The 21,058-nt window shown below is 61.4% G+C and carries 23 protein-coding genes and 1 tRNA gene; 11 read left to right on the top strand and 13 right to left on the bottom strand.

The annotated features are described in order from the left end of the window. The first annotated feature begins 95 nt into the window (after nt 1-95). Nucleotides 96-1,613, top strand: coding sequence for an MDR family MFS transporter (locus tag ACL9RJ_RS28145; protein ID WP_017127731.1), 1,518 nt, complete (start codon nt 96-98; stop codon nt 1,611-1,613). 48 nt (nt 1,614-1,661) lie between these two features. Here ACL9RJ_RS28145 and ACL9RJ_RS28140 read toward each other — a convergent pair whose 3' ends face one another. Next, nucleotides 1,662-2,510 (bottom strand): cache domain-containing protein, encoded by an 849-nt coding sequence (locus ACL9RJ_RS28140; protein ID WP_042936064.1) that lies wholly within the window; start codon nt 2,508-2,510, stop codon nt 1,662-1,664. Between the two features lie 165 nt (nt 2,511-2,675). On the opposite strand from ACL9RJ_RS28140, the gene ACL9RJ_RS28135 reads away from it, so the two are divergent. From ACL9RJ_RS28135 to ACL9RJ_RS28110, 6 genes are all read left to right on the top strand, one after another. Next, complete coding sequence (locus tag ACL9RJ_RS28135) at nt 2,676-4,166, top strand: sensor domain-containing diguanylate cyclase (RefSeq protein ID WP_017127729.1); 1,491 nt, start codon at nt 2,676-2,678, stop codon at nt 4,164-4,166. Then, the gene (locus tag ACL9RJ_RS28130; protein ID WP_017127728.1) at nt 4,159-4,377 is read left to right on the top strand and encodes a cysteine-rich CWC family protein; all 219 of its coding nucleotides are present in this window, start codon (nt 4,159-4,161) and stop codon (nt 4,375-4,377) included. Before ACL9RJ_RS28135 ends, ACL9RJ_RS28130 begins: the two co-directional genes overlap by 8 nt. 38 nt (nt 4,378-4,415) lie before the next feature. Next, a complete protein-coding gene (locus ACL9RJ_RS28125; RefSeq protein WP_017127727.1) occupies nt 4,416-5,108 on the top strand; it encodes a pseudouridine synthase in 693 nt (230 codons plus the stop codon). Nucleotides 5,109-5,419: 311 nt separating this feature from the next. Then, on the top strand, nt 5,420-6,307 hold the full coding sequence (locus tag ACL9RJ_RS28120) for an alpha/beta fold hydrolase (RefSeq protein WP_422765872.1): 888 nt from the start codon (nt 5,420-5,422) through the stop codon (nt 6,305-6,307). Between the two features lie 167 nt (nt 6,308-6,474). Then, a tRNA-Gly gene (locus ACL9RJ_RS28115) sits at nt 6,475-6,548 on the top strand. Between the two features lie 155 nt (nt 6,549-6,703). Beyond that, nucleotides 6,704-7,036 carry a type II toxin-antitoxin system HicB family antitoxin gene (locus tag ACL9RJ_RS28110; protein WP_177085371.1) on the top strand — a complete coding sequence of 111 codons (333 nt, stop codon included), beginning with the start codon at nt 6,704-6,706 and terminating at the stop codon, nt 7,034-7,036. A gap of 101 nt (nt 7,037-7,137) precedes the next feature. Here ACL9RJ_RS28110 and ACL9RJ_RS28105 read toward each other — a convergent pair whose 3' ends face one another. Continuing rightward, nucleotides 7,138-8,649 carry a hypothetical protein gene (locus tag ACL9RJ_RS28105; protein WP_422765871.1) on the bottom strand — a complete coding sequence of 504 codons (1,512 nt, stop codon included), beginning with the start codon at nt 8,647-8,649 and terminating at the stop codon, nt 7,138-7,140. 226 nt (nt 8,650-8,875) lie between these two features. Between ACL9RJ_RS28105 and ACL9RJ_RS28100 the strand changes: the two genes are divergently transcribed. After that, on the top strand, nt 8,876-9,700 hold the full coding sequence (locus tag ACL9RJ_RS28100; protein ID WP_177118257.1) for a 2OG-Fe(II) oxygenase: 825 nt from the start codon (nt 8,876-8,878) through the stop codon (nt 9,698-9,700). A gap of 125 nt (nt 9,701-9,825) precedes the next feature. Here ACL9RJ_RS28100 and ACL9RJ_RS28095 read toward each other — a convergent pair whose 3' ends face one another. Then, complete coding sequence (locus ACL9RJ_RS28095) at nt 9,826-10,911, bottom strand: type I restriction endonuclease (RefSeq protein ID WP_017127723.1); 1,086 nt, start codon at nt 10,909-10,911, stop codon at nt 9,826-9,828. A gap of 509 nt (nt 10,912-11,420) precedes the next feature. On the opposite strand from ACL9RJ_RS28095, the gene ACL9RJ_RS28090 reads away from it, so the two are divergent. Next, nucleotides 11,421-11,768 (top strand): DUF6124 family protein, encoded by a 348-nt coding sequence (locus tag ACL9RJ_RS28090; protein ID WP_422765870.1) that lies wholly within the window; start codon nt 11,421-11,423, stop codon nt 11,766-11,768. Between the two features lie 87 nt (nt 11,769-11,855). Here the strand turns inward: ACL9RJ_RS28090 and ACL9RJ_RS28085 are convergent, their stop codons facing one another. The 10 genes from ACL9RJ_RS28085 to ACL9RJ_RS28040 all read right to left on the bottom strand — a co-directional run bounded on the left by ACL9RJ_RS28085 (nt 11,856) and on the right by ACL9RJ_RS28040 (nt 19,288). Beyond that, a complete protein-coding gene (locus ACL9RJ_RS28085) occupies nt 11,856-12,353 on the bottom strand; it encodes a hypothetical protein (protein ID WP_103032631.1) in 498 nt (165 codons plus the stop codon). Nucleotides 12,354-12,464: 111 nt separating this feature from the next. Then, nucleotides 12,465-12,614 carry a hypothetical protein gene (locus ACL9RJ_RS28080; RefSeq protein WP_158683253.1) on the bottom strand — a complete coding sequence of 50 codons (150 nt, stop codon included), beginning with the start codon at nt 12,612-12,614 and terminating at the stop codon, nt 12,465-12,467. Further along, nucleotides 12,607-12,861 carry a helix-turn-helix transcriptional regulator gene (locus ACL9RJ_RS28075; protein WP_017127720.1) on the bottom strand — a complete coding sequence of 85 codons (255 nt, stop codon included), beginning with the start codon at nt 12,859-12,861 and terminating at the stop codon, nt 12,607-12,609. The genes ACL9RJ_RS28080 and ACL9RJ_RS28075 overlap by 8 nt, the downstream gene beginning before the upstream one ends. 147 nt (nt 12,862-13,008) lie before the next feature. Next, nucleotides 13,009-14,286, bottom strand: coding sequence for a GGDEF domain-containing protein (locus ACL9RJ_RS28070; RefSeq protein WP_017127719.1), 1,278 nt, complete (start codon nt 14,284-14,286; stop codon nt 13,009-13,011). Nucleotides 14,287-14,366: 80 nt separating this feature from the next. Beyond that, nucleotides 14,367-15,005 carry a LysE family translocator gene (locus ACL9RJ_RS28065; RefSeq protein WP_042936061.1) on the bottom strand — a complete coding sequence of 213 codons (639 nt, stop codon included), beginning with the start codon at nt 15,003-15,005 and terminating at the stop codon, nt 14,367-14,369. A 100-nt stretch (nt 15,006-15,105) separates the two neighbouring features. After that, nucleotides 15,106-16,263, bottom strand: coding sequence for a phospholipase D-like domain-containing protein (locus ACL9RJ_RS28060; protein ID WP_177085377.1), 1,158 nt, complete (start codon nt 16,261-16,263; stop codon nt 15,106-15,108). 1 nt (nt 16,264) lies between these two features. Then, nucleotides 16,265-16,843, bottom strand: a complete 579-nt coding sequence (locus ACL9RJ_RS28055) for a YceI family protein (protein ID WP_017127717.1) — start codon at nt 16,841-16,843, stop codon at nt 16,265-16,267. A 64-nt stretch (nt 16,844-16,907) separates the two neighbouring features. Next, nucleotides 16,908-17,237 carry an amidase gene (locus ACL9RJ_RS28050; protein WP_422765869.1) on the bottom strand — a complete coding sequence of 110 codons (330 nt, stop codon included), beginning with the start codon at nt 17,235-17,237 and terminating at the stop codon, nt 16,908-16,910. After that, entirely contained in the window at nt 17,234-18,334 is a 1,101-nt protein-coding gene (locus ACL9RJ_RS28045) for a serine hydrolase domain-containing protein (RefSeq protein ID WP_017127715.1), read from the bottom strand. Before ACL9RJ_RS28045 ends, ACL9RJ_RS28050 begins: the two co-directional genes overlap by 4 nt. Nucleotides 18,335-18,409: 75 nt before the next feature. Next, nucleotides 18,410-19,288 (bottom strand): acyl-CoA dehydrogenase family protein, encoded by an 879-nt coding sequence (locus ACL9RJ_RS28040; protein WP_017127714.1) that lies wholly within the window; start codon nt 19,286-19,288, stop codon nt 18,410-18,412. A 130-nt stretch (nt 19,289-19,418) separates the two neighbouring features. Here ACL9RJ_RS28040 and olsB point away from each other — a divergent pair, with 130 nt between their 5' ends. Both olsB and ACL9RJ_RS28030 read left to right on the top strand, forming a co-directional pair. After that, nucleotides 19,419-20,174, top strand: coding sequence for an L-ornithine N(alpha)-acyltransferase (gene olsB, locus ACL9RJ_RS28035; protein WP_017127713.1), 756 nt, complete (start codon nt 19,419-19,421; stop codon nt 20,172-20,174). Next, nucleotides 20,174-20,974 (top strand): lysophospholipid acyltransferase family protein, encoded by an 801-nt coding sequence (locus ACL9RJ_RS28030; protein ID WP_422765868.1) that lies wholly within the window; start codon nt 20,174-20,176, stop codon nt 20,972-20,974. Before olsB ends, ACL9RJ_RS28030 begins: the two co-directional genes overlap by 1 nt. Nucleotides 20,975-21,058: the final 84 nt, after the last annotated feature.

The raw sequence follows: 21,058 nt of genomic DNA, 5'->3' as shown, positions 1-21,058 counted from the left end.
GTCCTGAGGGGCACTTCGCGGGCAAGCCCGGCATCTGCTGAGGACTGCGGCGCTCAAGACAGATCACGGGTCAACCTCTGTGTGCAGGTTCTAACGTGACCAATCTTCATCAGCCCGGCCAGACGAAGCCGGCGATTCGCAGCATATTGATCGCCCTGATGCTGGCGATCTTCCTCGGCGCCCTGGACCAGACCATTGTCGCCGTCTCGATCCCAGCCATTTCCGCCCAGTTCAAGGATGTCGGCCTGCTGGCCTGGGTGATTTCCGGCTACATGGTCGCCATGACGGTGGCGGTGCCGATCTACGGCAAGCTGGGCGACCTCTACGGTCGACGCAAGCTGATGCTGTTCGGCATGGGTCTGTTCACCCTGGCCTCGCTGTTCTGCGGCATGGCCCAGAGCATGGAACAACTGGTGATTGCGCGAATCATCCAGGGCATCGGTGCCGGCGGGATGATTTCGGTCAGCCAGGCGATCATCGGCGACATCATCCCGCCGCGCGAACGCGGTCGTTACCAGGGTTATTTCAGCAGCATGTACGCGGTGGCAAGCGTCGCCGGGCCGGTACTCGGCGGCTACATGACCGAATACCTGTCGTGGCGCTGGGTGTTCCTGATCAACCTGCCGCTGGGAGTGGGTGCCTGGTGGGTGGCGCACCGGACGCTGGTGGGCCTGCCGGTACCACAGCGCAAACCGGTCATCGATTACCTCGGTACGCTACTGATGATCGTCGGCCTGACCGCCCTGCTGCTGGGCATCACCCAGATCGGCCAGGGCCATCGCTGGAATGACAGCGATGTACTGGGACTGCTGGCCACGGCAGTGATCGCCCTGGCGCTGTTCGTATTGCATGAACGGCGCACCGCCGAACCGCTGCTGCCGATGCACCTGTTCCTCAACCACAATGCCCTGCTGTGCTGGTGCACGATCTTCTTCACCAGTTTCCAGGCGATTTCGCTGACCGTGCTGATGCCGCTGCGCTTCCAGAGCGTGACCGGAGCCGGGGCCGACAGCGCGGCGCTGCACCTGTTGCCGCTGGCGATGGGCCTGCCCATGGGGGCCTACTTCGCCGGGCGCATGACTTCGGTGACCGGCTACTACAAACCGATGATTCTCAGCGGTGCGCTGCTGATGCCCCTGGCCATTGTCGGCATGGCCTTCACCGCGCCCCAGGCGGTGGTCTTGAGCAGCCTGCTCATGCTGCTGTGCGGGATCGCCGGCGGCCTGCAGTTCCCGACCTCGCTGGTGGGCACGCAGAACTCGGTGGAGCAACGGGATATCGGCGTCGCCACCAGTACCACCAACCTGTTCCGCTCCCTCGGCGGGGCGGTGGGTGTCGCCTTGATGTCGGCCCTGTTGCTGGCGTTGTTGCAGGACTCGAGCCTGACCCACCTGGCCGGCACCGCGGTGATCGCCGAAGGCAGTTCGGGCAACGCCCTGCTCGACGGCCTCAACGCCGCCCCGGGCCCGGCACAGGAGGCCCTGCGGGCGGAGTTGCTGCTGACCTTCCGGCATCTGCTGCTGATCAGCGCCGGCGTCGCCCTGCTGGGGTTGGCCGCGGCCATCGCCATGCCGAACAGGGTGCTGCGCGGACGAGAGGACAAGGCCGGCTGATCCGGCTCACGCCATTCCCACACCCGCGTGGGAATGGCATGAACCCGGTCAGGGACTGTAGTAGCCGACCGCGACCAGAAGCGACCCGACCTTGCGCAAGTAGGCATGCTTGTCCTCGACCTTGCCGGTCACCGGGTTCTTCCAGCGATACGCGTACTCGCCCTGCTCCTGCTTGCCCATCATCGCCAGGATCGGCTCGCCCACCGGCTTGCCGTCAGGGTCCCTGACCTTGCCGAAATCGGTATTGACCATGCGCAGGTTGGTACCGTGGGCCAGGTAACGATGGCTCTTCAGGTCCACGACAAAGACATACAGGTCATCCTGCAGGAACCCGCCCCGCAGCCCGTTGATCGCGTCAAGCGTGCCCTTGCGATCCTTGCCCAGATCGGTCGCCGCCCTTGCCAGCAAAGCCCTGGCCTGATCAGCCGAAGCCCGTGGCAGGTAATAACCGACCGCCAGGATGCGCTCGCCGACCCGCTGGAAAAACACCCGCTTGCGCTCGACCTTGCCGTCGCTCCAGTTCTGCCAGCGATACTCGGCCTCCTGGATCCCACTGCCCTCGGGGGTCTTGAGCACGTCCTTGAAAGCCTTGCGCAAATCCGCACCGAGCACCTCGGACACGTCCCGCCCGATCAGCGCCGAAGACGGGCCGCCGCTGGCCAGCATCACCCCCCGGGTGTCGACCACGAATACATAACGGTCCTGATCGACGAACTCGCCCTGGCGACTGAACGCGGCGAACGCCTTGTCGCCCTGCTCGTGGTAATAGGCCAGGGCCTTTTCCAGCAACGCCCTGGCGGCCGGCGCCTCATCGCTGGGCGCAGCCGCCGCCAGCGCCATCCCCCCGCACAGCAACATCAGGCAACCGGCCAAGGCCCGTAGCAAGCCAGACTTCATGGTGCATCCCTCGTTCTTGTTGGTCTTCCAAGAGCGTAGACCGCCACGGCCTATACGGAATCATTCAGCAAGCCTCGGTGGTGGACCGTCCCCCTGCAAAATGTGCAGGCATTTTTCAGCCGCGCCACTAGAATGCGTCCATCGGGAACCGCCTACGGAATCGTCATGCCGCTTCGCTCTGTGCTCTATTCACAACGTTCGCTGGTGGTGACGCTGGTCGCCCTGCTCGGCTGCGGTTTCCTTGCCACGTCCCTGCTCAGCTACTACGCCTCGCGCGCCTCGATCCGCGACGGCATCATCAATACCGAACTGCCTCTGACGTCCGACACGGTCTATTCGGAAATCCAGAAGGACCTGGTGCGACCGATCCTGATTTCCTCGATGATGGCCCGCGATACCTTCATGCGCGACTGGGTGGTGGCCGGCGAACGCGATCCGGACCAGATGACCCGCTACCTCAACGAGGTCATGACCCACTATGGCGCCTACACCGCCTTCTTCGTCTCCAACAGCAACCTGACCTACTACCAGGCCAAGGGCGTGCTGAAGAAAGTCCGCATCGATGAACCCAACGATCTCTGGTACTTCCGCGTGCGGGACATGCAGCCCCCCTACGAGATCAACGTCGACCCGGACACCGCCAACAACAACCGCCTGACCTTCTTCATCAACTACAAGGTCTTCGACTACGACGAACACTTCATCGGCGCGGCCGGGGTCGGCCTCACCGTGGATGCGGTGATCAAGCTGATCGACAAGTACCAGCAGCGCTACCAGCGCAGCGTGTACTTCGTCGACACCTTCGGCCGCCTGGTCCTGACCGGTGCCGACGGTGGCCCTGAAGGCGCCCGGGCCGGCACGTCGCTCAACGACCTGGCGAGCATGAAGAACCTGCTGGCCAAGCTGCCCAAGCCCCACGATGGCAGCTACGACTATGCGGAGACGGACGGCCAGCGGCACTTCCTCAACGTACGCTTCATTCCGGAACTGAACTGGTACCTGTTCGTCGACAAGCGCGAAGACAGCGCCCTCAGCGGGATCCGCCAGTCGCTGTACCTGAACCTGCTGATCTGCCTGGTGGTGACCCTGATCGTACTGGCCCTGCTCAACCGCGTGGTCCACCGCTACCAGCGCAAGATCCAGGCCCTGGCGACCCTCGACAGCCTGACCGACCTGCCCAACCGCCGGGGCTTCGACCTGCTGGCGGCCCAGGCCCTGCACGAAGCCCAGCGCGAACCCAAGCCGCTGACCGCGCTGCTGCTGGACCTGGATCACTTCAAGCAACTCAACGACAGCCATGGTCACCTCGCGGGCGATGTCGTGCTGAGCGGTTTTGCCCGGGACCTGGAAAGCTGCCTGCGCCAGTCGGAAATCATCTGCCGCTGGGGTGGCGAGGAATTCATCGTGCTGCTCAAGGACACCGACAGCAGCAATGCCCTGCTGGTGGCCGAGAAGATCCGCCAGCACATCGAGCAACAGCGCTACAGCTATAACGGCAAGAGCCTGCAACTGACTGTCAGTATCGGTCTGACCTCACTGCAACAGGACGACACCCTGCATAGCCTGCTGGCCCGTGCCGACCACGCGCTGTACCGCGCCAAGCAGAGCGGGCGCAACCGCGTGTGCAGCGACCTGGCGAAGTCCGCCCATGAATGATCCCGGCCTCTGCCCGGCCTGTGGTGCCCGCAACGACTGCGCCCTGGCCGACCCGCGAACCGTCGACCGGCCCTGCTGGTGCTACAGCGTCAGCATCGACCCGGCGGTACTCGAAGCCCTGCCCGCCGAACTGCGCAACGCCGCCTGCCTGTGTCCGCGTTGCGCGCGGGTGGACGAACAATTGAAGCAGGCCCCATCTTCGACGCCATGACGTAAAATGCCCACCCGCTTCCCCATGAACATCCCGCCATGCGCCTCGACCGTTTCCTCAGCAACCTGCCCCGCTTCAACCGCCAGCAGGTACGCCTGTTGCTGGTGGAAAAACGGGTCAGGGTCGACGGCCTGATCGCCACCGATCCGCACCATGAAGTGCGTGAGTTCAGCCAGGTCGAAGTCGACGACGAAGTGCTGCAGGCAGGTCGCCCGCCGCGCTACTTCATGCTGCACAAACCCCAGGGCTGCGTCAGCGCCACGCGCGACCCGCAGCACCGGACCGTCCTCGACCTGCTCGAGGAACCGGACGTCCACGAACTGCATATCGCCGGGCGCCTGGACTTCAACACCACAGGCCTGATGCTGCTGACCAACGACGGGCAGTGGTCGCGGCGCCTGACGCAACCGCTGACCAGGCTGCCCAAGGTCTACTACGTGGAGACCGAACAGGTGATCGGCGCCGACTATGCCGCGACCTTTGCCGAAGGCCTGTACTTCGCCTTCGAAGACCTCACCACCCAACCGGCCGAACTGGAACTGCTGGGCCCACGCAGCGCCCGGTTGAGCATCGTCGAGGGTCGATATCACCAGGTCAAACGCATGTTCGGCCACTTCGACAACAAGGTCCTGCGCCTGCATCGCGAACGCATGGGCCCGCTGGTGCTCGACGAACGCCTCGCGCCCGGGCAATACCGACCGCTGACGGACGAAGAAATCCGCCAGATCTGAGCGGATGACCGTTGGGCAGAAGTGATCGGCTTATGCCAAATCGCTCCTTGCACAATCACCGCGTGCCTGCTTGAATCAAACCGTCAGCCAGATTGTGACTGACAAGTCACCCCACAACTCCAAGAAACTCTTTGTCGGCTGCAGGGCTTGCCAGCTCTCGCTCTCCGGCAGATTGCCCGCCTATAAAAACACCCGTCGGCCAGGCTTTTACCGGACCGGCATGGGCTTCAAATTCCAGGCGAATGCCTACCTGTCATATAGCTCGTGCACAGTCAGTTGCGCGCATACCCGCTTGCCAGGAGTCTTTTGACATGAGGCCAGAAATCGCTGTGTTGGATATACAGGGTCAATATCGGGTTTACACGGAGTTCTATCGCGCAGATGCCGCAGAAAAGACCATTATCCTGGTCAACGGCTCGATGGCCACCACTGCGTCATTTGCACAGACCGTGAAAAACCTGCATCCGCAGTACAACGTCGTGTGCTACGACCAGCCTTACGCGGGCAGGTCCAAGGCCCACAACCGTCACGAGAAAATGCTGACCAAGGAAGTCGAGGGGCAGATCCTCCTGGAACTGATCGACCACTTCGCCGCCGAGCATGTGATGTCGTTTTCCTGGGGCGGCGCCGCAGCGCTGGTCGCCCTGGCCAAGCGTCCGCGGCGGGTAGAAAAGGTGGTGATCAGTTCGTTCTCGCCGGTGATCAACGAACCGATGCGGGACTACCTGGAGCGCGGCGTCGACTATCTCGGTGCCTGCGACCGCGACCGTGTCGGCAACCTGGTCAACAGCACCATCGGCAAGCACCTGCCGTCATTGTTCAAGCGCTTCAACTACCGGCATGTCAGCAGCCTGGCGGAGCATGAATACGGGCAGATGCATTTCCATATCAGCGAAATACTCGCCAGCGATCGCCTGTGCTACCTGAAGGCCGCGGACAGGATCGACGTACCGGTGCTGTTCATGAATGGCGAATGGGACGAATACACCGCCGCCGAGGACGCGCAGAAGTTCGGCAATCACGTCCGCCATAGCCACTTCAGCACCATTCGCAGCACCGGGCACTTCCTCGACATGGAACACAAGTCCGCTTGCCGGGACAGTCGTCACGCCTTGCTCGACTTCCTCAAACCCACCCACCAGGAAAGCCGGGCACGTTATTACCGACACGTCCAGGAACACCATGCGCAAGCCATGTGATCGACCGTCGTCGCGGGCAACGGCATTCTCGGGGAGCCCCTGGCCGATGCTTGAATGCCCGCGATGACGCCTGGCGAAAATCCGCTCTGCGATCTGCGCTAAAATACAGATTCCCAAAGAAAAACTTCAAATCCGCGACAACATCTGGTACAAAGTCAGCCGTTCGAGCGGGTATAGTTTAGTGGCAAAACGAAAGCTTCCCAAGCTTTAGTTGAGGGTTCGATTCCCTCTACCCGCTCCAGATCGAACCCGCTCCGCCGCTGCTCAAGGTAGCGACGAAGACAAGAAACCGGCTCTCAGAGGCCGGTTTTTTATGGGTGGAATTTGGGTGATCGCGCCTACGTGATCAGGAATCGAAGAAGCTCGCGAATTTCTCCAGCGAGCAGGAGTTGAGCTATGAACAGCATGACCTACAAGGGCTATACCGCCCGAGTCGAGTTTGACGATCGAGATGATATTTTCGTCGGTCGGGTACTGGGCGTGCGCGACATCATCAGCTTTCATGCCGATTCAGTGACGCAGCTGCGCGCCGAGTTCGCCGGCGCTATCGAGGATTATCTGGCGGATTGTGCCGAGCAAGGCGTCAGCCCCGAGAAGCCCGCCTCCGGGAAAGTGATGCTGCGCATTCGTCCTGAAGTTCATGCCGCCGCGACCATTGCCGCCAAAGCCGCCGGCAAGAGCCTGAACCAATGGGCTGACGAAGTATTCGAGCGTGCTGCGCACGCGTGATCGTAGATGGCAGCCTGCCTCACCCCGCATTGAAGACAAGAAACCGGCGCTCAGAGGCCGGTTTTTTCATGGGTGGGATTTGGCTGATGCTCCAGCCGCTCTCACGCTCTGAGGGACGCCCTCAACAGGGTGCTGACGTTCAGGTTGTGATCGACCGCAGGACGCGAGTTTGCCGCCATGACCCGGGGCGGTTCGAACGACTTGCGAAAGTCGCGCATTGAATGGCCGGCCATCACGTCAAACTCGATCAGGTCCACGCCACGCCTGCCCGCCTGCTCCAACCGGTGCCGAGTATCGCGCTGCTGCTTGTCGATCTGCTGCTGAACGCTGTGTTCGAGGAAGCTCATGTCGCTCGGGACCGCTTCGAACTTGTCGAACACATAACGTGTTGTCTCTGGCGAGCGCGCCTGCACCACCTCGGGCAGGAACCGCTGAAACATCGGCGAGACCGCGATGGAGGCCATCAGGTCCTGCCTGGACCTGAACTCCTTGAGCCCCCACCCCGGCAGATAAAGCACGAAGAGACTGCCATCGCCTTCCCCGGAAGAAGGCTGATCAGTGGCAGGCCTGACCATGACAAGCGGCCCCTGCAGCGTCAGAGAGGGGTAGCAATCGTTGTCATTGCCGTCGTGGGCAGCCTCCCGGACCGACAGGCTGTAGACCCTCGGGCGCCGGCTCTGATCGAGACAGACAGGTTCGAGATCGGTCGCGGAGGGAGTCTTCACGATCGATTCGACAAACGCCTTGCCTTCCTCGCTGAGAATGTCCTGGTCATCCTGCTGCTGCGCCTCAATCAGGATCTGCTCCCTGCGAATTTCCGCCAGTGCTTCGCGCGGCGTCTTGCCATCCACGCCAGGCGTGACGAAATGGCGAGCCTGCTGCCCGGCCACCTCCCTGGCTTTGTCCGCCGGGAGTTTGCCGATGAAGCCGAGGGCGTCTTGGGTGTTGACCGACCAGATTCTTCGTGGACTCTCGTGAGCGCTGCCATCGCCCAAGCAGTAAGCGTCGCCATGGCCATAGTACAAAATGCCAGGGAACGGGTAACGACCATAGGGCGTGGATACATCGCTGCCGTTGTAGTGCGCCACGATCAAATCGGCCAGGCTGGGCGAGGCCACCAGTGTATGTTCGGACATCTCGTCGCCAGGTGGGGAACCCGTCATCTGATAGATGTGCACCTGGATCCTGTGCAGGTCCACGGGTCGCGGCGCATGGGGAAACTGCCGTTCGAATGCCTGCTGCGCGTCTTGTAGAGGGCTCGACCGCGGCATTCCGTTGAACACCGCGCTGGCCTGTTTCCACGACGCCACGAATGCCTCGATCTTCTCCTCGCGGGTCGAAGGAGGAGCTTGCCTGCCCAAGACCGTGCTCGTGCCGCCGGGTGCCGAAAGCATCGCACGAAATCCCGAATGTTCGGTTCGGCCTGGTGCCGACGATAGGGCGGCAATCCTTTGCCCGGTCGAGTCTTCCTCCGTGGCCGTCGCCGGCATTTGCAACGGCTCGAATTCTGCTCCCGCCGGCTCCGGGCCATACACCGTCCGCGTGTCCTGGGTGGACGATCCGTTCCCCTGCAACAGCCTGGGTGCCAACGAGATACTGATACCTACATTCACATGATATTCCCGAACAAAATGCGCCAAAGGACATGTCAGGTCAGCTGTGCGGCGCCTGTCATGCCGGTCGGCAAGGTATCGATACGGGATCGCAGCGGCTATCGGATACATCCGATTGGCGAGGGAGAATCAGGCTGTTCGCACCCGATTCCACTTTGCCATTAACGTCAAATCTGTAAGAATTCTCATACAGCAAATACCTTTTTCTGAGTTTAGGATTCCCTGAATGGACGCCCCGCAAATTGCCGCCCTCATCGTTGAACGCCTGACCGCCCTCAGCGCTGACATCCAGAACCAGTGGAACAACCCGGAAGGTACACACACACGACACTTCATCATCGACGAGCTGCTCTCCAACGAGATGGCGCAACAGATTTATGATGCCTTCCCCCGAAATGCCGATGGGTTCTTCGACAGGCAATCGTTTCGTGAAAAGAAGAAAACCCTGGGCAACCTCGCCGATCATCCCGAGATCCTCAGCTCGATCACCTTCGCGATGCAGCATCCTTCGGTCGTAGGCAAAATTGCCGACCTGGTCGCTATCGAAGGCATCCTGCCGGATCCGACGCTCTACGCGGGGGGCTTGTCGATGATGTTCAAGGATGACTTCCTCAACCCTCATATCGACAACAGCCATGATGCTGCCCGAGCGCTCTATCGTCGGCTGAACCTGTTGTACTACGTCGCGCCAGACTGGCGCCTGGAAAACGGCGGAAACTTCGAGCTGTGGGACCCACAGGTCAAGACACAAAAAACCCTGGTTTCAAAATTCAACCGGCTGGTGGTGATGGAGACCAACAAGGACTCCTGGCACTCGGTGAGCAAGGTACGTGTTGAAGGCCCGCGCTGCTGCGTATCCAACTACTACTTTTCCGAAGAGTCTCCCGACGACGAAGACAAGTCCTACTTCCATGTAACGTCATTCAATGGCCGTCCGGAAGAGCCGGGGCGTCGTGCACTGGGTGTCGTCGACAACACCTTGCGCAACGCGGTCTCCAAACTGCTGCGTGTCGGCCGAGGAAAAGATCAGGCTGGAAAGCCAAAGTCTTAAGAAAATGTGAGTTCGAGAGCGACAAGCCTCACGCTTGAATCATCTCAATTGGAGAGTGCTCTCCCACTCTCCAATTATTTTAAAAATGAACTGAGCTCAAAATAATCTCATCGCCAGTCCGCAGCTCATTCGTAATAACCCACTGTTTTCTTCAGTCGATCCGAAAATTCATAAATGTCGTCGACGGAGTTTATCGGGTGTCGCGTTTCGTTTTTTCCTTCGTCAAAAATCCCGATATATTTCTGTGAGCGGTTGAAATGCAAGCGACAGATTGGCTTGCGGTTGTTGTCATCCAGCAGAATTCCGAAGTAACTCTGGGTATCCCGTTGCACGATTCTCTTCGCATCGACCACCGAACGCACTACGGCGCGAACGATGTGGTAACCCTCAAGTTCCTCCAGCGTCGTCAATATTTTATCGTCTGAGTCCTCACGTGTATCAAGGTTCTCTGTCTGCCCAGACGAAGGTGGAGGGGAACTGATCGTCGGCTGAAGTGCTCCGCTCATCGCAGATTTCAGTCGGTCATTGATCTGGTCATTGAGGAATTGCCCAAGGGCCTTTCGGGTCAACTCATAGAACTGCTCACGAACCTTTTGCGTAATCACCCCATCGTAGACTCTTGAGGCAAACACTTTGACGAAGTCATCGTCGGGCTTGCTGACCTGGGCGCCAATCACCTTCTTGATCTGGCTCACGTACTTCAACTCGCCAGCAGCGTTGATAATCGAATCGACATCAAAAGCGGACTTGGTGAGTTTGGTCAGTTCTGGAACCGAGTACTCATCGATATCGAGCAAATCAAGTTCAAGAAAAGGCTTTTCGTCCATTTTGTTGGGCGCATCCAGATCAGTAAAAAACTTGTAGACCTGCCCATTGGTGAGGATGGAAATCCTGGCACTCGTGACATGAAAATAGCGGAACAACTGCGAGGCATGATTAATATTGAGCGGTTCACCGATTTTCTTGCATTCGATCAGTATCTGAACTTCACCGTCTTTCATGATTGCGTAATCAATCTTTTCCCCTTTCTTCGTCCCTACATCGCAGACGAACTCTGGGGTTACCTCAAGCGGATCGAAAACATCGTAGCCGAGCACAGTGTTGATAAACGGCATGACAAACGCGTTTTTGGTGGCCTCCTCCGTTTGAATCGCAGCCCCTTGCAGGCGAACCTTTGCGGCGAGGCTGGCAAGCTTTTCAAAGAACTCCATAAACGACTCCTTATCTGTTCAAGTCCGTGCATCGGCATACTGGCAAAATGACTGCCCTTGAGCGTAGACACAAAATTGAACAAAGGAAGGAAGAGCTGCAAAGCGTCCAGAAGCAGCTGTGGCTAGACAGATCGAACAGTCCCGACGACTGTCACAACTCGCTACCATCAGTCAGTGATTTTGCCGAGCAGGCAAGACAAGTCCCTTTCCTTTGACTGAAACTTCCTAGAAAATCCTGAGCGCTTGTGCCTGCCAATCCAGGTGGCTATCTTTAATCCATCACTGCACATCAGTGATCGGGTTTGGTAGCCCGGTATAGATTGGCGCACAGCGCCTCCTTGGATTCAGGCGTTTTTTATTGCCTGCAATTTACGGTGGCTGTGCGCAGGGCACCCTCGGGTGCGCCGGTTTTTCCAATCTTCCGGTCTACCAACCTGTGTACAGCCGCCACCCAGAATCGTTTGGTAGCGATGGCGTGACGGCTCCAACCATTGGATTGGAGATTTGCCATGTTCAAGGTCACACCGAACCCGCCAGGTTCACCGAATCTCGAAACGATTGACCCCAAGGTCGCTGATCGCGCCCTGGCGCACTACAACCTACCGCCGCCCCATAGGCGAAAACATCTCGGCGCTGTACCAACACCCGAGCCCTTGCCCGACTTCCAGAGCACCGAAGAAACCTTGGTAAGTGCCAGCTCTGTCCTGGAATCCGCAGCCGCCACGGCCTACGAAAACGCCGACAACCTCACAGGCCCCAATCGCAAGGTAGCGATGGGCGTGGTGCATCTGATTGAACTGGCGCAGAGGATGGTGGATTCAGTGCTGGAGCGTGAACCGGTGATCGCGACAAGCTAAAAGAAGCAGCGACGAAAGGGAGGGGAGCAAAGCCAATAAAGGAAAAGCCGCCCCTCCCGGCTTATCCCTCCGCGAACAACGAGGTTGTCAGCCCTCCAGCGGCGCCATTTCAGCCGGAGCATCGTCCGACTTCACCGTCGCCGTCACCGGGATCGGTTCGGTCGAAAGCGCCGGCGTCGGTTTCTGTTTCATCAGGTTGAACAGGGTCGCGGTGGCGCTGGTCAGGGACGCGCTGAGGGTCGCCATTTCGGTGTTCAAGGCCTCGACCTTGCTGGCCTTCTCCGCATCGCTCGACTGGCTGTTGGCAACCGCCTGGATCTGCGCCTGCTTCTCGGCGATCTGCTTTTGCAGCTCGGCCATCATCTTGCGCAGTTTTTCGATCTGCTGGGCCTGGGCGGTCGCCGGACTCTTGGCCGTCGGCTTGGCAGCATTCGATGCCGCCAGTCCTTCGGCCGAAATCTTTACCTGAATCCCTTCGACCGGCTGGGTCGAAGCGGTGGCAGGCTTGTCTTTCGACGCGGCAGCAGTGCCCTGGGTGGCCGGCAAGGCCGGGTTGTGGATGGTGACACTGCTGATGGAAACCATGGTCGATGCTCGCTCAAGCGCTACAGAAGTCCTTGTATCGACTTATCGGCACCCGCCGGGCGGACTTGAGCACAGAGTAAGCAAATGGATACACAGCCCACTCCGTTGCACTCAAGCAAAACTGCTTTCGAACTGATTCAATGGTTGCCTGAATGCCTGTCGGTCGTAACGGAATACGTAGTGCTTTGCAGGGTCGGAAAAAAAAAGATCGCCGGCAAAGCCGGAAGGCGTCACCACTTCAAGAGACAAAGGGTTATTCATTGAAGATGCCCTGCAGCTCTTCCAGCGTCGGGCGCGTCGCCGGCTTGATTTCAACCGTGCACCCCAAGGCGGCGATGACCTTGCTATAGAACTCGAAAGACACGCTGCCCAAGCCTTTCTCGACCAGGATCACCTGCTTGCGGTCAATCATCGCCAGTGCGGCAACCTGCGCCTGGGTCAGGCCGCGACGTTTACGCAAGGCCCGAAGCTGTTGGGCGAATTGATCTTGAACCAGAAGATCGTTCATGTCGGCTATAAATCACTTTTCAAAGAGTAAGTGACTTATAGAGCACTTTTTAAGCAACGTCAAAACCCATAAAGTGATCTATAAATCACACAGCAATAGAAATGTGACTTATAGATCACTTTATCAAGACATCTCCCGATTCTTGCCTCAATGGGTCACCAGCACTCCGCGCTTCACCCCATACATCGCCTCATCCGCATGCTTGAACAACTGGTGCGCCTCCTCGCCGTTTTCCGGATACAGGGCGATCCCGATGCTGGGCATGATGCTCAGCTCGCAATCCTCCCAGATCATCGGTTCGTTAAGCAGGCGACGGATCTTGTCGGCGACCTGGACGGCATGTTCACGCAGGTGCAGTTGCTCCAGCAGAATGACGAATTCGTCCCCGCCGATACGGGCCACGGTATCGGTTTCGCGCACGCATTGCTGCAGGCGCCGGGCCACTTCCTGCAGGAGCAGGTCGCCCACGCCATGGCCGAAGTTGTCGTTGACCTGCTTGAATTTGTCCAGGTCGACATACAGCAGCGCCAACTGCCCACGCTCCCGTCGTGCCCTGGCCAGCGCCGCCTTCAGGCGCTCCTGCAGAAACACCCGGTTGGGCAGGTGGGTCAACTGGTCATAACGCGCCATGTATTGCAGGCGCGCGTGCAGTTGCTTGCGCTCGATGGCCGCCGCGACCTGGGCCGAGACGAACTGCAACAGATCCTGGTCGTGCTCGGTGTAGCGCTCGCCATCCGAACTCTTTGCCAGCAACGCGCCAATGATGCCGTTCTGCGAGGTCAGGGGCACGCCCAGACAAGGCGCTTCCTCGTCGTTCAGCAGCAACGGCAGGCCACTGCGCACGATCTGCGCACAATGGCCGTCGGCGTTGCACCGGGCCCGGTGGTCGTCGATGTGATAGGGGAAACTCAACTGGTCCCGTGGCGCGTCATACAACGCCACGCAGAAGTTCTGCGCCGGCAGCCACTCGCCGATGATCCGGTGTACCCGCTGAAACAGGGTCAGCAGGTCTTCAGTCGCGTGGGCCGCTTCGGAAATCGCGTAGAGCGCCGTCTGTTTCGCCTCGGCAAGCTTGCGCTCGGTAATGTCACGGGCCACGGCGATACGCAGTTGATCGGCCTCGGACCAGCGCGCCGACCACATGATATGGACCACCTGGCCGTCCTTGCGCACATAGCGGTTTTCGAAATGCGGCTTGGGCTCGCCGGCCATGATTTCACTGGCGGCCTTGAGGGTCCGCTCGCGGTCGGCGGGCAGGACCAGGTCGATCATCGAGGTGCCGATCAGTTCGTCCGGCGTATAACCGAAGATGCGCTCGCAGGCGGCACTGACAAAAACAAAACGTCCTTCGACATCAACGGCACACACCGCATCAAGCAGCAGGTCGATATAGCTGGCCAGCGGTGTGACAGTCTTCGTTTCCATCAGAAAGAGATCGCCCGAAAAATTAAGCGTCAGTATCGATCCATGGAAAACAGCGGCTCCCTGCCCCCCTCGCCGTCGACTCAAGCCTTGTTCGGCAACAACCCCGGCAGCGCATGAGTCAGCGCATTTATGGCAAAGCCGATGAACATCACACCGCACAAACGCGTAATCATCAATTCGTGGCGCTGATACAGCACCCGCACCCGCTGGGCGCCGACAACACCGATGAGAATAGCGTATGCCAGCACGCCGCCAAGGAAACTGAGAAAAATCAGCGCCGGCAGCATCGACCAGCTCAACAGCTCGGCACGGCTGGAGAGCAAGGCGGTAAAGGTCGCGACCGCCACCGGGTAGGCCTTGGGGTTGGTCAGGCCGAACAGGATGCCGTGCCAGAACGGTTGCCGGGCCGCGCCCTGGGGTGATTCACCGTTGGCGCGACGGCTGCGCAGTGCCCGCCAGCCCAGCCAGAACAGGTAGAGGCCACTGATGACGCCCAGTACATCGAAGGCGGTGCTGCCGATTTCCCGCGCGCCGACAATCGCGATCAGCGCGGTACTGCACCAGATCACATCCCCCAGCAGGTGACCGCAGAGAAACCCCGCGCCTGCCCGTCGTCCGCGCGCCGCGCCGATGCCGAACACCGCCAGCACACCGGGGCCGGGGGTGATGCCATAGATAAAGCCTGACGCAAGGACAGCCATAAGCAACGATGGAGTCATGGGGGGTTCCCGGACATAGGACGAATTGACGGGAGTCTATCCCAGGCTAACAGGTCGCAATACCCTGAATGCGACCTGCGGGACACTGTTGCGCAATGAATCAGTTCCGGCGGTCCAGCAGGTTCACCACCAGGCGGTCGACCCAGCCCCACAGCCGCTGCTTCACCCGGCGCCACAACGGCCGTGCCTTCCAGGCTTCGAGGCTGACCGGCTGGCTGAGGGCGAAGTCGGCGATAAAGCTGGCCGTCACCGCCTCGGTCAACGACGGATCAAGCGCCTCGAGGTTGGCTTCCAGGTTGAAGCGCAGGTTCCAGTGATCGAAATTGCACGAGCCGATGCTGACCCAATCGTCCACCAGCACCATCTTCAAGTGCAGGAAACACGGCTGGTATTCGAAGATCTGCACACCCGCCCTGAGCAGGCGCGGGTAATAGCGATGGCCGGCATAACGGACCGAAGGATGATCGGTACGCGGCCCGGTCAGCAGGAGCCGCACGTCCACCCCGCGCTGGGCGGCCCGACGCAGCGAGCGTCGGACTTTCCAGGTCGGCAGGAAGTACGGGGTCGCCAGCCAGATCCGTTGCTTGCCGCTGCTCAACGCGCGAACCAGCGATTGCAGGATATCGCGATGTTGCCGGGCGTCGGCGTAGGCCACCCGGCCCATGCCCTGCCCCGCCACCGGCAGCCGTGGCAGGCGCGGCAGGCCGAAATGGGCGACGGGCTTCCAAGCGGTGCGCTGTTCGTTGGCCAGCCATTGGCGGTCGAACAGCAACTGCCAGTCGAGCACCAGCGGACCGCGGATCTGCACCATGACCTCGTGCCATTCGAAACGGTCGTTGCCGGGGGTCCAGAACTCGTCGGTGACGCCCGTGCCCCCGACCACCGCCATGGACTTGTCCACCAGCAGCAGCTTGCGGTGATCGCGGTACAGGTTGCGCATGCCGCGCCGCCAGCGCAGGCGGTTATAGAAACGCAGCTCGACCCCGGCCTCGGTCAGTTGCCGGCGCAGCCCCAGGGTAAAGGCCAGGCTGCCATAGTCATCGAACAGGCAACGTACCCGCACCCCGCGCTCGGCCGCCTGGACCAGCGCCTGGACCATGGCTTCGGCGCACTCGCCGGCCTCCACCAGATAAAGCTCCAACTCGACCTGGCATTCGGCGCGGGCGATCGCCACCAGCATCCGCGGAAAGAAATCCGGGCCGTCGATCAGCAGCTCGAAGGCATTGTCGCTGCGCCAGGGAAAGACCGCGCCGGCCATCTCAGCGCGCCGTGAAAATCAGCACCGCGCCCACCGGTACCGAAAGACTGATCGCCGACAGGCCGGCCACCTTGCGCAACGTCGTGAGGCCCGGCAGCAGGTCGAAATCCTCGGCATGCACCACCAGCGGTTCCAGGGTCACGACCTGGAAGCGCCGGTCATCCAGACGGGTCGCCAACAGCTCGGCGTTGTAGCTGTGCTCCTGGCCATGCAGCCTGACCACCAGGGGCAGGCGCAGTTCGAGCTGGGCACCGGGCGCAAGGTCGTTGATCGGCTGGACATTGATCTGCGCGGTGACCCGCGCCTCGGGGTAGGTCTTGATCTCGAACAGATCACGACGCAGGCGCTCATCGCGCAAGGGAATGCCGGTATTGACCGACTCCAGCTCGACTTCGAGGGTCGCCACCCCCTGGCTATCGACCTTGCCATGCAGGGTCAGGAAGCGGTGGACTTCGGAGATATCGGCGTTCTTGGTGGTGACAAACGACAGGCGCGAAGACTCGTTGTCCAGGTACCAGTTGGCCTGGGCCGGCAGGGCCAGCACCCCGAGCAGGGCCAGAAGAAGGCGGGATCGGTGCATGCAAGCTCCTGATTGAACGTAGGCGTCACCTTAACCGGCGGCGGTTGAGGTGGCAAACGACGTCTCAGGGCTCCAGCCGACAGCCTTCCCGCTCACCGACCCAGACCGCCGTGCTGCTGCGCCCCAGGCCCTCGGCGCTGACCCGGCGCTGGTTCGGATCGTCGACAAAACGACTGGTCGGCACCGACTGCTTCACATACCCGAGGCAATAGTCGGCGGCGTTGTGCATGACATACCGGCAGGAGCAGTACTCCTTGGCGGTATAGGCGCTGATGATCTGCGGGAAGGCCCGCAGGGCGACGCGCTCATGCCAGACCCAGGCGAACAGCGCCAACAGCAGCAACGCCAGCAGGCTGATGATCGAGTGGCGACGCACAAGACTGGCGGACTTCATGGCAGCACCTTCGGCGCGAAGGCCACCAGGGCACGCTTGAGCAGTTCGTTGTGACGATAGCTGCCGTCGCGGTCATCGCCGTAGCGCACGATCACCAGGCCGGCACTGGGGACCACATACAACACCTGTCCCCAGTGCCCCAGGGCGGCGAAGGTGTCTGACGGTGCATCGGGCCATGGCTTGGGCGCCCCGTCGATGGAGCGATTGAGCCACCACTGGCCGCCCGCCACGGCTTCATCCTGCCCCGGCTTGTACCCGGAAAACGGGCGTCGGTTGAAATCGACCCAGGCCTTGGGCAGCAACTGCCGATCCTGCCAGCGACCGTTGCGCTCCATCAGCAGGCCGATCCGGGCCAGGTCGCGGGCGGTCATGTAGGCATAGGACGAAGCCACGAAGGTGCCGCTGCCATCGCGTTCCCAGACCGCGCCACGAATGCCCAGCGGGTCGAACAGCGCCGTCCAGGGGAAGTCCGGGTAACGCTGGGCACCGACGATCTGGCGCAGCGCCGCCGCCAGGACGTTGCTGTCCCCGCTGGAGTAACGGAAGGCCCGGCCGGCCGGGCTGTATTCGCCATGGCCGGCGGTGTAGCCGGCCATGTCGGCGTGGCCGAGGGTGTAGAGCATCGCCACCACCGAGGATTTCAATGGCGCATATTCATAGTCTTCCTGCCAGTCGATGCCCGACGACCAGTTCAGCAGGTGCTCCAGGGTGACCTTGGGGTGTGCCTGGAAAGGCGGGTAGAACTTCGCCACCGGATCGTGCAGTTGAAACAGGCCTTCGCCATAAGCCACGCCCAGGACCGTCGCCATGATGCTCTTGCTGATCGACCAGGTGAGATGTGGGGTATCGACGCGGGTCGGGCCGGCATACTGCTCGTAGACGATCCGGCCCTGGTGGATCACCAACAGGGCATCGGTGCGCACACCCTTGCGGGTTTCGTCGTCGCGCGGTGGAAAGGCATAGGCCTGCAGGGCTTCGACGGCAGGACCGGCGACCTTTGGACCTTCGGCCCATTCGGCACCGGGCCAGCTTTCGGCATGGACGGTGGAGGTGACCAGCAGCAGGAAAACCGCGAAAAAAGTCGAACCCTTGGGCATGGGGCAAGCTCGGAGAAATAGCTTCGAACGAGTGTAACGAGATTTGATGACAGTTCTGCTCAACGCCCTGCCTGCTCAGGGTTGGGCCAGGGCCTTTGCCAGGCGCCTGGCCCGTGCACCGGCGGCGATATCCAGCACTGCGCGATCACGCAGCCACATATCCCGCCACGCCACCGGGCCCTGGGCGAATGCCGCTTCCAGCTCGGCCTTGAGGGCCTCGAACTGGGCAAACAGGCCACCCAGCACGACATGCGCCGCCACTGAAGACGGGTTTTGTCGACTGGCCTCCGCGCATCCGGCCAACAGGCCCAGCAGGCGCAATTGCAGCGCTTGCGGCCAGTCGCTGTGCTGGCCGATCCCCTGCAGCCAGGCCGTCAGGGCGCTGAGGACATAAATGTCTTCCAGGGTGCGGAACGGCTTGATATAGGCATCCCAGCCATCACCGGCCAGGCGCTCACAGGCGGCGTTATCGAAGGATGCCTGGCCATGGCCGATATCCGGTATCAGCGGCAATGGCGGCAGGCGCTCCAGGCGGATACCCGGCTCCCCCGGATAGACGATCACCAGGCTCAGGCGCGGCGCATCGCCTTCTTCTTCACTGCGCGCGGCCACCAGCAGCCAGTCGGCGGCATCGCCTCCGGTGACGAAATCCTTGTGCCCGGTCAGGCGCAGGTCGACGAGGCGGGTCCGCATATCGGCCGGGCGCAGGCTGCGCTGCTCGGTCGCGCATAACGCGCCGAGACTGGCCGGGGCGCTGGGCCAGAGCATGCGCAAGGCCGCCTGATAACCCACCAGGAAGGCCAGCCCCGGCGAGGCCATGAGCCGTCCCCCGCGCACCGCCAGTTCGAACGGCGTCACCGCCCCCAGCGTTTCGAGCAGAACCGCATAGCCCTCCGCCAGATCGGTCGACGCAGGCAGGCGTTGGGGCGGGTCGAGCAGGAATGACCAGGGCATGGCGGGCTCCTTGGGGGCTGTCATATAAGCATCACCAAAGCTTCATGGCGATGACACCGGGGCTACATAGCCTGACTTTGCACAACAAAGTCGACTGGCCGCAACCCTGGCCGGCAACCGGAGACGCGTCATGACTCAGATCGCCCGCATCAGCGACACCGGCAATGAACGCCGCCTGCAAGCCGAACGCCTGTTGGGCGCCGCGGCCTTGCAAGAAGCCCAGGCCTTGCGCTTCAACGTTTTCAGCGGCGAGTTCAATGCCAAGCTGAAAGGCGCTGAGCTCGGCCTGGATATGGATGATTATGATGTGCACTGCAGCCACATCGGCGTGCGCGACCTGAACAGCGGCCGCCTGGTGGCGACCACCCGCCTGCTCGACCACAAGGCCGCCAACACCCTGGGCCGTTTCTACAGCGAAGAAGAATTCAGCCTGCATGGCCTGCGCCACCTGCAAGGCCCGATCCTGGAAATCGGCCGCACCTGCGTCGACCCGGCCTACCGCAACGGCGGCACCATCGCCGTGCTCTGGGGCGAACTGGCCGAAGTGCTCAACGAAGGCGGCTACAGCTACCTGATGGGCTGCGCGAGCATCCCGATGCAGGATGGCGGGATCCAGGCCCAGGCGATCATGCAGCGTCTGCGTGAACGCTACCTGAGCACCGAACACCTGCGCGCCGAACCGAAGAATCCGCTGCCGTCGCTGGATATCCCCGGCAACGTCATCGCCGAGATGCCGCCGCTGCTCAAGGCCTACATGCGCCTGGGCGCGAAGATCTGCGGCGAACCGTGCTGGGACGAAGACTTCCAGGTGGCCGATGTGTTCATCCTGCTCAAGCGCGACGAGCTGTGCCCGCGTTACGCCCGCCACTTCAAGGCGGCCGTGTAATGAGCCGGCTGCGGGTGTATGCGCGGATAGCGCGGGTGCTGGTGGTGGTCGCCCTGGGCTTGAGCATGGCCAGTGTGTTCGGCGTGTTCGAACGCCTGGGTGTCGCCAACTCGATGGTCCGACGCCAGCGCTGGTCGCGTTTCTTCATGGCCCGGTTGAGCAATGCCCTGCCCTTTCGCGTAACGGTCCGTGGCACCTTGCCGACCCGGCCGATGCTGTGGGTCAGCAATCACGTGTCCTGGACCGATATCGCACTGCTGGGGGCTCTGACGCCACTGTCCTTCCTGTCCAAGGCCGAAGTGCGTACCTGGCCGGTGGCCGGCTGGCTGGCGGCCAAGGCCGGCAGCCTGTTTATCCGCCGTGGCTCGGGTGACAGCCAGTTGATCCGCAAGCAGATGACCCGTCACCTGGAGCAACAGCATCCCTTGCTGATGTTCCCCGAAGGCACCACCACAGATGGCCGTTCGCTGCGCACCTTCCACGGTCGCCTGCTGTCGGCGGCCATCGATGCGGACGTCTCCTTGCAACCGGTGGCGATCCGTTACCTGCGCGACGGACAGCCGGACATGCTCGCGCCCTTCATTGGCGACGACGATCTGCTCTCGCACCTGATGCGGCTGTTTTCCAACGATCAGGCCGAGGTGGAAATCCAGGTACTGGCGCCGATTGCCTGCAACGGCCAGGAACGCGCGGCCCTGGCCTTCCAGGCCCAGCAGGCGGTGCACATGGCCCTGTTTGGCGAAGTCGCCGAACCGAAGCGCACCACGCCCCGCCAGATCGCCGAAGCCGAAGCGGCATAAACCCCTGTAGGAGCCGGCTTGCCGGCGATAGCGATCGTACGGATATCGCCGGACCGCAGCGCATGACCGCCTGCGGCGGATCGC

Source organism: Pseudomonas sp. Mn2068, assembly GCF_049319725.1.
Classification (GTDB): Bacteria; Pseudomonadota; Gammaproteobacteria; order Pseudomonadales; family Pseudomonadaceae; genus Aquipseudomonas; species Aquipseudomonas gingeri.
This window is presented reverse-complemented; position numbering and strand designations above follow the sequence as displayed.